At 69.9% G+C, this 10,535-nt stretch carries 10 protein-coding genes; 5 read left to right on the top strand and 5 right to left on the bottom strand.

Going from position 1 to position 10,535, the window contains the following annotated elements:
• The 4 genes from DM816_RS36150 to mtrA all read right to left on the bottom strand — a co-directional run.
• Positions 1 to 367 (bottom strand): ComF family protein (locus tag DM816_RS36150; protein ID WP_425455318.1); only part of this gene is annotated, 367 nt, incomplete at its 3' end.
• A 27-nt stretch (positions 368 to 394) separates the two neighbouring features.
• Entirely contained in the window at positions 395 to 2,101 is a 1,707-nt protein-coding gene (locus tag DM816_RS36145) for an LpqB family beta-propeller domain-containing protein (protein WP_162908184.1), read from the bottom strand.
• Positions 2,098 to 3,729, bottom strand: coding sequence for an MtrAB system histidine kinase MtrB (mtrB, locus tag DM816_RS36140; protein ID WP_281274392.1), 1,632 nt, complete (start codon positions 3,727 to 3,729; stop codon positions 2,098 to 2,100). The genes DM816_RS36145 and mtrB overlap by 4 nt, the downstream gene beginning before the upstream one ends.
• Positions 3,730 to 3,768: 39 nt before the next feature.
• Positions 3,769 to 4,458, bottom strand: coding sequence for an MtrAB system response regulator MtrA (gene mtrA / locus DM816_RS36135; protein WP_117215019.1), 690 nt, complete (start codon positions 4,456 to 4,458; stop codon positions 3,769 to 3,771).
• A 102-nt stretch (positions 4,459 to 4,560) separates the two neighbouring features.
• Between mtrA and DM816_RS36130 the strand changes: the two genes are divergently transcribed.
• The 5 genes from DM816_RS36130 to DM816_RS36110 are packed head-to-tail and all read left to right on the top strand — an operon-like array spanning position 4,561 to position 9,398.
• Positions 4,561 to 5,373, top strand: a complete 813-nt coding sequence (locus DM816_RS36130; RefSeq protein ID WP_117215016.1) for a hypothetical protein — start codon at positions 4,561 to 4,563, stop codon at positions 5,371 to 5,373.
• The gene (locus DM816_RS36125) at positions 5,370 to 5,939 is read left to right on the top strand and encodes a DUF4129 domain-containing protein (RefSeq protein WP_117215015.1); all 570 of its coding nucleotides are present in this window, start codon (positions 5,370 to 5,372) and stop codon (positions 5,937 to 5,939) included. Before DM816_RS36130 ends, DM816_RS36125 begins: the two co-directional genes overlap by 4 nt.
• Positions 5,936 to 7,144 carry a DUF4350 domain-containing protein gene (locus DM816_RS36120; protein ID WP_117215014.1) on the top strand — a complete coding sequence of 403 codons (1,209 nt, stop codon included), beginning with the start codon at positions 5,936 to 5,938 and terminating at the stop codon, positions 7,142 to 7,144. Before DM816_RS36125 ends, DM816_RS36120 begins: the two co-directional genes overlap by 4 nt.
• Positions 7,141 to 8,091: an AAA family ATPase gene (locus DM816_RS36115; protein WP_117215013.1), complete on the top strand. Its 951-nt coding sequence runs from the start codon at positions 7,141 to 7,143 to the stop codon at positions 8,089 to 8,091. Before DM816_RS36120 ends, DM816_RS36115 begins: the two co-directional genes overlap by 4 nt.
• Positions 8,091 to 9,398: a DUF58 domain-containing protein gene (locus tag DM816_RS36110; RefSeq protein WP_117215012.1), complete on the top strand. Its 1,308-nt coding sequence runs from the start codon at positions 8,091 to 8,093 to the stop codon at positions 9,396 to 9,398. Before DM816_RS36115 ends, DM816_RS36110 begins: the two co-directional genes overlap by 1 nt.
• On the opposite strand, the gene DM816_RS36105 is transcribed toward DM816_RS36110, so the two are convergent.
• On the bottom strand, positions 9,291 to 10,535 hold a 1,245-nt coding region (locus DM816_RS36105; protein ID WP_246002553.1), incomplete at its 5' end, for a stage II sporulation protein M. The genes DM816_RS36110 and DM816_RS36105 overlap by 108 nt on opposite strands.

The following is a 10,535-nucleotide window of genomic DNA, read 5'->3' as shown; positions in this document are numbered from 1 at the left end:
CGGCAGCCCGGGCGAGCCGGCGCATGTGGTCGCCGTAACGCTCGCGCGCCGCCGCGCCCGTGTCGGGCACGAACAGCACCAGCACGGGGCCGTCGCCGGGCAGTGCGGTCGCGACCACCTCGGCCAGCAGCGCGCCCAGCGGATGGGCGAGCCGGTGCCGGCCCCGGTCCTTGTACCCGATGATCAGCTCGCGCAGCTCGCCTCCGTATTCCCCCAACGCGAAGCAAGGCGGCAGCCCATCCGGCGCCGGGGTGGGCCGGGTCGGCCCGGCACGCAACCGGTCAACCGCAGCCGCGCACCGCCCGCAGACCTCCCAAGACAGCCGCTCCTCCGACTCGCCACACGCGGCACACGCCGCGGGCATCACCAGATCCAGCAGCGCCCCGAGCACGCCTCAGCCCTCGAAGCTCGGTGCCGACACCTTGGCGCCCGCCACCTCGGCGCTCGGCGAGGCGCCCACCGGGACGAGCTGTTGACTCCCGCCGACCTGCGCCTCGAACGAGCCGTTCCCGGTGACCTCGAACAGCGGTGCCGCGTTCGGGGCCGACGCCATGTGGACGACCCTCACATCCGGGTCGAACAGATCGTGGCGATAGCTGCTCGGCGCGAACCCGTCGAGGTTGGCCGAGACCAGGGTGATTTTGGTCGCATAGGGGCCCGCCACCACGAGCGTGGTCTCGCCGCCGAACGCCACGTTTTGCACGCCGTTGCCGAGCAGGGTCGGCACCACCTGCGGCTGGTTCAGGATCAGGTCGTTGGAGGCGGTGCGGGTCAGCGCCGCCAGCCACAACCGTCCATTTCGGACCAACGCCAACCGCGTATCGTCCGGCGCCAGCGAGAAGGCGGTGATGTTTTCGGCGCCGGACACAGGAGTCGCCACGCCCTTCGGGCCGATGTGATACAGCCGGTTGTCGGCCAGGATCAGCGCCGACGTCGCGGCCCGATCCAGCCACACCGGCTGCCCCAACGGTTTGGCCTGGCCGAGCTGCACCGGGGTCAAGCCGGATTGCTGGTGCCACACGGAGACGCCGCCATCCTGGCGCACCAGCACGGCCGACTGCTGGCCACGGGCGAACGCCACGGCCACAAGGTTTTTGTTCAGGTCGGCGGGCAGCGTCACCGGTGCCGGGTTGGGCGGTGTCAAGCCGGTGGTGTTGCCGGGGGCAACACGGCGCACCGCGCCATTGACGATGCCGAACCGTTCGGAAGCTTCGTGCCGCTGGTCGTCCGGGCGGGTGGTGTCGCCCTGGGGGACTCCAGCCACCGTCAGCTCCAATTTGGACACCGATGCGGTCAGGAGCGTCTTGGCCAGCTGCTTGGCCAACCGCCCGCCATCCTCGGGACCCGGCGCGGTCGCGAGGTCGACGCTCAGCGATCCGTCCTTCACGCTCACCCGCTTGCCCGCCGGACGGGTGGGCGAGGGCAGGTCGGCCACCGCCGGCGCAAGCCAGGGCGACGGTCCCTCATAGAGCCATTGCAGCAGCAGGTCCGCCTGGCCCGCTGCATTTTGCCGCAGCGTCACGTAGCGCAGATCGGGGATCAGCTGCGTGCCGTCCTTGCTCCAGAAATACAACCGCCGTGCCTGGAAATAACTGTTCAGCGCGCTGTCGGACATGAGCAGCACGTCGTGTGACAGCTTGCTCAGGAAGAGCCCGTCGGGCCGGTCCACCACGGTGAACTTGAGCTTCTCGGCTCCCCGCTCCGAGGGCTCGATCCGCCCGAAATTGTTGAGGATGCCGATATGGTGCACGTCCACTTCGACCGTGGTGTTGCCGGACGCGTCGGAGAACTGGTTATAGCCGCCGTCGACGTGGACGACGTGCACCTCGTCCTTCGGCAGGAAGGATTCGTCGGGACTGATGTAGCTGGAGACGGTCTGCACCCGGACGTTGACGTCGTCCGCGGGTGCGGTGAGAAACCGGCGCACCAGGTCAATGGCCTGGGTGACGTTGTCCGGCCGGCCGAGCTTGTCGCGCACCGCGGAGTCGGCGCCCAGCTGATCCGCGCCGGCGGGCTTGCCCTCGATCCGCACCCGCCCCGAGCCGATGCCACACCCGGCCAGCATGCCCAGACAGGCGACCACAGCCAAGAGCCGCCTCACACGCCCACCCCCTGCGACGGCGCGGTCGGCTGTGCCGGGATGGCCGCGAGCGGTTGCAACGGAAGCGGCGAGGACTTCAGGCGCGCGCCCGCGCGGACCGGCAGCGTCACCCGGAACACCGCGCCCTCGCCGGGCCGGCCCCACGCCTCAAGCCAGCCGCCGTGCAGCCGGATGTCCTCCAGGCTGATGGACAACCCGAGGCCCGTGCCGCCGGTCTGCCGGGCCCGCGACGGGTCGGCCCGCCAGAACCGGTTGAACACCAGCTTCTCCTCGCCCGGCTTGAGGCCCATGCCGTGATCGCGCACGGTCAGCGCGACCGCGTGCTCGTCGGCCGCGAGCGTGACGATGACCGGCTTGCCCTCCGCGTGGTCGATGGCGTTGTCCACGAGGTTGCGCAGTGCGCGCTCCACCCGTTTGGCGTCGATCTCGGCGATCACCGGCGGCTCGGGCGCCATCAGGCGCAGCTCGACCCCTGCCCGGCGGGCCAGCCGCTCGAACCGGGTCGTGGCGCGCGTGACCAGCGCGATCATGTCCGTCGGCTCGGTGTCGAGCATGGCGAAGCCGGCATCGAACCGACTGATCTCCAGCAGGTCGGTCAGCAGCTCCTCGAACCGGTCGAGCTCCTTCTGCAACAGCTCGGCGCTGCGCGCCACCGCGGGGTCGAAGTCTTCCCGCTCCGAATACAGCAGGTCGGCGGCCATGCGCACGGTCGTGAGCGGAGTGCGCAGCTCGTGCGACACGTCGGAGGTGAAACGGCGCTGCAGCCGGGACATCTCCTCCAGCCGCACGATCTGCCGCTGCAGGTTGGCCGCCATCTGGTTGAACGCGTCGGCCAGCAGGGCCAGCTCGTCTTCGCCGTTGACCGCCATCCGCTGGTCGAGCAGACCGGCCGAGAGGCGTTGCGCCGTCTGTGCCGCCAGGCGCACGGGCTGCGCGACCAGACGCGTCACGAACACGACAAGGATGGTCAGCAGCAGCACCAGCATCAGCCCGACCAGGATGACGGTCGTCTGCGTGTTCTGCGAGACGCCGACCTCGGACTGCATCGAGATGGCGTAATAGAGCTCGATCTGTTTGTAGCTCCACCGCGGCATGGACACCGGCGTGCCGTAGACGAGGTAGGTGTTGCCGCCCACCGTCACCACCTGGCTGGCCGCATTGCCGCTCTCGACCGCGCGCCGCAGCTCCGGCTTGATCGCGAGGGCCACCTCGGACCGCTTCGTCGGTGGCCAGAACGCCTCGCGGTTGCCGACCGTGGTCGGCGCCTGGGAGAAATACACCGCGACGGACACGTCGTCGCCCTGCTCGGGCCTGGTCGCCAGGCTGATGAGGATCTTGGTGACTTCCTTGGCCGTGCTGGGGTCCTCGCCGTTGGGCCAGCTTTCCAACTGCGCCTTGAGGTAGTCCGCGCCGGCCTCGATCTTGCGTTTGGCGTCTTCCCGCGCGCCCTGCAGCAGCGCCTCGTTGTTGCGCTCCGCGACCAGATAGCCGAAGCCGGTCACCAGCAGGCCCGAGCACACCACGGTGATCGTGACCATGCGCAGCTGCAACGACCGCCGCCAGGTGCGCCTCGCCCGCTCGGCAAGCGGCGACAACCGCCGCCGCGCCTGGGAGAGAGCGCGCCGCAGATGAGGGATGAGTGAGGGGAGGTCCACAGCAGGACCAGACTAGCTCGTTCCCGCTTTGTATCCGACCCCGCGCACCGTCAAGATGATCTCCGGTCGCTCCGGGTCGGGCTCGATCTTGGCGCGCAACCGCTGCACGTGGACATTGACCAGCCTCGTGTCCGCGCTGTGCCGGTAGCCCCACACCTGCTCCAGCAGCACCTCGCGGGTGAACACCTGCCGCGGCTTGCGCGCCAGCGCGACCAGGAGGTCGAACTCCAGCGGGGTCAGCTTGACCTCGTCGCCGTTGCGGGTCACGGTGTGCGCCGGCACATCGATGCTGATCTGGTTGTCCGGCGGGCCGATGTTGAGCACCTCGGGCGTGACGTCCTCGCCCCTGCGCAATCTGGCCCGTACCCTCGCGACAAGCTCTTTGGGTTTGAAGGGCTTGACCACGTAGTCATCCGCACCGGATTCGAGCCCCAGCACCACGTCGACGGTGTCGCTCTTGGCGGTCAGCATGACGATCGGCACGCCCGACTCGGCCCGGATCGCCCGGCACACGTCGAGCCCGCTCATGCCCGGAAGCATCAGGTCGAGCAGGACGATGTCAGGTCTTGTCTCTCGGAACGCCGCCAGCGCACGCTCGCCGTCGGCCACGAAGGAGGGGGCGAAACCCTCGCTGCGCAGCACGATGCCCAGCATCTCGGCGAGCGCGGGATCGTCATCAACCACCAGTACCCGGGCTCTCATGCCGTCCAATATCGCATCTCCCTTTCCCCCACATGAACCGGCTTCACGGATATCTTGTGTGCCGACCGTACTATTACTTGCCTGCCACCCCTGGAGATCGAATTGAACCGGCAACCGGCCCTGCCGCGGCGGCCCCTGACCGTCGGCGAGTTGCTGGATGCTGCCGTTCAGCTGGTGCGCGCCGCTCCGCGCTCGCTGCTGGTGCTCGCGGCCGGCCTGGCCGTCGCCGAGCAGGGGGTGCTCTACCCGCTGCGCGAGGTGCTGGGGGTCGGCCTGCTCACGTTCATCCGCGAGGGGCTGTGGGAGTTGCCGTTCGGCGGGCTGTGGGTGGCTTTCGCGGTCGGCGCCGGGCTGGAGGCGCTGATCATCACGTTCCTGGGGGTGTGGGCGGGGCGGGCCGCGGTGGCCGAGCTGACCGGGGTCTGGCGGCGGCCGGGCCCGTGGGAGGTCGTGCGGGTGAGCCTCGCCGCGCCGGTGGCGGGCCTGGTGACGGCCGTCGGCGCGTTCCTTGGTCCGCTGTGGGTGCCCGGCTACACGCTCTTCGGCACGTCCGGCGCGGTGATAGGCATCGATGCCAAGGGCAGCCTGGGCCGCGCGGCCGCGACGGCGTTCCGGGTCGGCATGCGGGTGACCGGTGTCCGGCTGCTGGGCTATCTCGCGTGGTTGCTGCTGCGCCTCGGGTTCCTCGTCGGGCTCATGTCGCTGCTCGGTTTCCTGTCCGTCGACGACGTCACCGCCTTCTGGATCCTGACCGTGGGATTCGTGATCGCCAATGTCGCCGCGTACTCTTTCCTTGCCGCGCTTGACGCGGCGGCCGTCATCGAGTCCCGCTTCCGCGGTGAGGGCTTGGACATCTGGCTGGCCCGCGCCGAGCGGCACGCCCCGTTGACGCACGAAACGGTGGCCGCACGATGAGGGATTGGAACGAGTTGGTCGCCGCTTGGGGCGACATCGTCCCGCTGCCGTTGACCGCGCTGCTCCTGCTGCTGGCCGCGGGAATCGTTGGCACGCTGTGGTTTTTCTGGCCGAGCTGGTGGCACGCGATGCTGCGCATCCGCTTCCGGCGCCGTCCCAAGCGGGCCAAGAAAAAGGACGAGGCCGTGCGTGTCATCACCGATGACGAGCTCGACGATGTGGCCGAGAGCGACGAGGAGCTGCCCGAGGTGGCACCGGTCGTGTTCGTCGCGCTCGCCGACCGGTTCGCCGCCGAGGGCCGCTACGCCGAGGCGGTGCGCGAGCGACTGCGCGCCATGGTGCGCGAGATGGTCGAGCGCGGCGTCGTCGTCAACCGTCCGGGATGGACGGTCACCGAGCTGGCCGAGGCCGCCAGCGCCGCGCTTCCCGGGGTGAGACCGCCCCTGACGGCCGCCAGTGGCATATTTTCCCTTATCTGGTACCGCAAAAGCCCCGCACGCATCGAGGACGACTCCGAGATGAGGGTCCTGGCGGACCAGCTTCACACGGAATTGAGCCGGCGATGAGCAAGCGCAGGTGGCCCCGCCTGGCGATCCCGTTCGCCCTCGTGCTCGCGCTCATGACGGGCACCGTGGTCGTGCATGCCATCCTTGAGCCAGACACGGCCGAGCACACCTATCTGTCGCCCGAGGCGCACGGGTCCACATCGGCCGGTGAGCTCGCCGAGCTGTTGCGCGCCAAGGGGATCGCGGTCAAGCGGGAGACCCGCTCGTCGGACGCGCTCCTGTCGGCGTGGCGGCTGAAGGGCAACGCGACCCTGTTCATCCCCACGCCCGAGTTCGTGCATCCCGACTATCTGTGGATGCTGCGGCAGAGCCCGGCCAAGACCAGGGTCGTGCTCGTGGAGCCGGGCACGCGCCAGCTCCTGGATGCCGTGCCCACGCTCGGCGTCGGGCCGACCCGTTGGGCGACAGCGGTCACGAGCCGCGGCCAGGGGTGCACGCTCACCAAGGCCGGCCCCGCCGCGGTGACCCGCACGCGTTACGGGGGCAGGGACGCGCACGTGTGCTACGACTCCGGCCTGGTGGCGCAAAACTTCAACGGCGTGGAGTTCGTTGTCGCGGGAAGTGCCGACCCCTTCCGCGCCGACCGCCTGTCCGAACACGACAACAAGACGCTCGCGGTCGACCTGCTGAGCGCCAAGCAGACCGTGGTGTGGCTCGACCTGCACGCGATGGAGCCCAAACCCAAGACCTACAGCGAGGAGGCGGGCTCGGGTGAGGTGGTGCCGTCGCTGGGGCCGGGGCGCGAGCGGACCCGCCCGGACGCCAGCCCGGGCCCGACACCGAGCGACGCCATCGACCTCGAGCTCGGCGGCGGTAGCGGCCCGGAGCCGCCCAATCCGTGGCCGGCGTGGCTGGTACCCCTCCTCATCATGCTTTTGATAATCGCGATAGTGATCGCGCTGGCCCGCGGGAGACGGCTGGGCGCTCCGGTGCCGGAGCCGCTTCCGATCGAGGTGCCGGGGGCGGAGGCGGCGATCGGGCGCAGCCGTTTGTATCGGCGGGCCAGGGCGCGGGGCGCGGCTCTGGAGACGCTGCGCATCGAGGCGCGGCAACGGATCGCGGCCGCGCTCAAAGTCCCCAACGACCGGGAGTCGATCCTGGCCGCACGGCCGGACTACGAAGACCTCCTATTTGGACCGACGCCGGAAGACGACCAAGAGATGATGCGCGCGATGGCACAGATATTGAGGGAGATGCCGCGATGAATGAACCCCGTGAGGCGCTCGGGCGGCTGCGCGCCGAGGTGGCCAAGGCCGTTGTCGGGCAGGAGGGCGTCGTGGCCGGGCTGGTCATCGCGCTGCTGTGCCGGGGGCACGTGCTGCTGGAGGGCCCGCCCGGCGTGGCGAAAACCCTTCTGGTGCGGGCGTTCGCGGCAGGGCTCGATCTGGAGATGAAGCGCATCCAGTTCACGCCCGACCTGATGCCCGGCGACGTCACCGGCTCGGTGATCTATGATCCGCGCAGCGTGGAGTTCATTTTCCGGCACGGACCGGTGTTCACCAACCTGCTGCTCGCCGACGAGATCAACCGCACGTCACCCAAGACGCAATCGGCGCTGCTGGAGGTGATGGAGGAGCGCCAGGTCTCGACCGACGGCGTGACCCGGCCACTGCCCGAGCCGTTCGTCGTGGCGGCGACGCAAAACCCGATCGAGCACGAGGGCACCTATCCGCTGCCCGAGGCGCAGCTGGACCGGTTCCTGCTCAAGCTGACGGTGCCGCTGCCGACGCGAGACGAGGAGCTGGGCGTGATCCGCGCGCACCACAACGGGTTCGACCCGCGCGACCTCGCGGCCACTGGCATCAAATCCGTTGCCACGGCGGCGGATCTGGCCGCCGCACGGGAGGCGGCCGGGCGTGTCATCGTGGCCGACGAGGTGCTGGCCTATGTGGTCGACATCTGCCGCGCGACGCGCGCCATGCCGTCCGTCGACTTGGGAGCCTCGCCGCGCGGGGCAACGTCGCTGCTGCACAGCACAAAGGCCTGGGCCTGGCTGAGCGGCCGCGACTACGTGACGCCCGATGACGTGAAGGTCATGGCCCGCCCCGCGCTGCGGCACCGGCTGCGGCTGCGCCCGGAGGCCGAGCTCGAAGGGTTCACCGCCGACGCGGTGCTCGACAGCGTGCTGGCCTCCGTGCCCACGCCGCGCTGATGGTCACCCTGCGCACGGCGTTCCTGCTGGCGGTCGGCACGCTGGTGGGTTTCGGCGCGATGCTGGGCGGCGTCGAGCCGTGGGCGGTCGTCACGACCATCCTGGCGTCCGTCATCGTCGTCGTGTCCATCGACCTTCACCTTGCGGTGAAGCCGTCACTGATCAAGCTCAGGCGAGCCGGCGACCGCACCGTCCGGTTAGGAGAGACGGCCACCGTCGAGCTCGTCGTCCACAATGGAGACGACTCACACGGGCGGCTGCTCGTGCGCGACACATGGGTGCCTTCTGCTGGCGCAAGCCCGTTCTCGCACAAGGTTTCACTCGGGTCCGGTGAGCGGGCCGCGCTCACGACCACGCTGCGGGCCACGCGACGGGGCGACCGGCCGGCGGTGCGCGTCACCATAAGAAGCTTCGGGCCGATGGGGCTCGCGTTCCGCCAGGCCGACCAGAGTCCACAGTGGACACTGCGGGTGCTTCCGCGGTTCGAGTCGCGCAAATACCTGCCCGAGAAAATGGCCAAACTGCGCCAGGTGGAGGGGCTCACCGCGGTTCGCGGGCGCGGCCAGGGCACGGAGTTCGACACCCTGCGCGAATATGTGCCGGGCGACGACGTGCGCTCAATCGATTGGCGCGCAACGGCTCGGCGCAACGACGTGATGCTGCGCACGTGGCGTCCCGAGCGGTCGCGGCGGGTGGTGTGCGTGCTCGACACCGGGCGCACGAGCGCCGTCCGGGTGGGCGACGAGCCCCGCCTCGACGCGGCCATCGACGCGGCCCTGCTGCTCGCGGCCGTGGCGCAGGAGGCGGGCGACCAGGTGGACCTGCTCGCCGCCGACCACCAGATCCGGGCCGCCGTGAGCGGAGTGGGCGGGCGCAACCTGTTGCCACGATTGGTGAACGCGCTCGCCCCGCTGCACCCGGATCTGGTCGAGACCGACTTCGAGCAGATCATCAGCGAGGTGCTGCGGCGCGAGCGCAAGCGCAGCCTGGTCGTGATCTTCACCGCGCTCGAACCGGGCGCACTGGGCGAGGGGCTGCTGCCCATCCTGCCCAAACTCGTTGCACGCCATCAGGTTCTGGTGGCGGCCGTGCACGACCCGGCGCTTCAGGCGCTCGCCACGACGCCGCTGGACGGCGCCGACTCGGCCTATTCGATCGCGGCCGGGGTCAGGGCGCTCGCCGAGCGGCGCAAGATCTCGTCAGCGCTGTCCCGCAGCGGCGTGGACGTGCTCGACTGCGCCGCCGACGTCTTCGCCAGCCAGGTCACCGACGCCTACCTCGCGCTCAAGGCGGCGGGCCGCTTGTGAGCCGAGGATCCAGACGTAAGCGATGAACGCGGCCCAGATCACGAACCCGATGAAGTCGCGGACCAGGATGGGGAACGGGGCGGGCGTCACGAACGCCTCAATGACCGCCGACACGGCCAGCACGACCACGAGACCCATCGCGCCCATGATGGCCTGCCTCGCCGCCGCCGCAAGGGATTGCGCGCGGGTCAGGATCGGGCCCGGATCGACCCACGCCCAGCCCATGCGCATGCCGATGCCCGCCGACACGAAAATCGCGGTCAGCTCAAGCATGCCGTGCGGCGCGATCAGGCCGAAGAACGTGTCCGCCTCGCCGTGCGCGACCATGATGCCGCCGACCATGCCCACGCTCACGGCGTTTTGCCACAGCACAAGCAGGGGTGGCAGCACGAGCACCCCGCTGGCCAGGCAGATGGCCGCGATGAACGAGTTGTTGACCCACACCAGGGCGCCGAAGTTCTGCGGGAAATACTCGCTGTAGTAGCCCTCGAACCCGCCCCCGACGATGTCCTGGATCGCCGCGTCGGAGATGCCGAAGTCGCGGGCCACCTGCAGATCGTTGCTCACCCACCAGATGACCACGCCCGCGACCGCGACGAACGACAACCCGCACACGATCCACCACCAGCGCGCCACGTAGAACGCCAACGGCATGTCGTGCGCGAAAAAGCGCGGGACGCGCCGCCAGCTGAACCGGGTGGGCCCGGTGAGCGCCGCCCGCGCCGACAGCACCAGCCGGGACAGCTCGGCGACCAGGGCCGGATCGGGGGTGCGGCTGCGCACGACAGACAGATGTGTGGCCACCCGCTGGTAGAGCAGCACCAGCTCGTCGGCCTCAAGTGCGCTGAGCTTGTATTTGCGGCTCAGCTGGCCCAGCCGGCGCCACTCTCCGCGGTGCTCTGCGACGTACGCATCCAGGTCCACGCCCGCTACAGTAATGGCCGTGCGCTCGTCTGAGGTCACCCGTGCCGACGGCTCGTCCCCTGTGACCCGGGTCAGCGGTTCGCCCGGCGCGACGGGGGCCGTTGGCTCATCCGGCGCGACACCGGCCGGCGGTTCGCCCAGCGCGACACCGGCCGGCGGTTCGCCCAGCGCGACGCGGGCCGTTGGCTCGCCCGGCGCGACGCGGGGCAGCGG

The sequence above is a fragment of the Allorhizocola rhizosphaerae genome (genome assembly GCF_003426775.1).
In the GTDB taxonomy this organism is placed as follows: Bacteria; Actinomycetota; Actinomycetes; order Mycobacteriales; family Micromonosporaceae; genus Allorhizocola; species Allorhizocola rhizosphaerae.
This window is presented reverse-complemented; position numbering and strand designations above follow the sequence as displayed.

Bases quoted from the DNA above. Each gene is read 5' to 3' on its own strand.
- mtrA (WP_117215019.1), bottom strand. From the start codon at position 4,458: ATGAGAGCCCGGGTACTGGTGGTTGATGACGATCCCGCGCTCGCCGAG.
- DM816_RS36125 (WP_117215015.1), top strand. From the start codon at position 5,370: ATGAGGGATTGGAACGAGTTGGTCGCCGCTTGGGGCGACATCGTCCCG.
- DM816_RS36120 (WP_117215014.1), top strand. From the start codon at position 5,936: ATGAGCAAGCGCAGGTGGCCCCGCCTGGCGATCCCGTTCGCCCTCGTG.
- DM816_RS36115 (WP_117215013.1), top strand. From the start codon at position 7,141: ATGAATGAACCCCGTGAGGCGCTCGGGCGGCTGCGCGCCGAGGTGGCC.
- DM816_RS36110 (WP_117215012.1), top strand. From the start codon at position 8,091: ATGGTCACCCTGCGCACGGCGTTCCTGCTGGCGGTCGGCACGCTGGTG.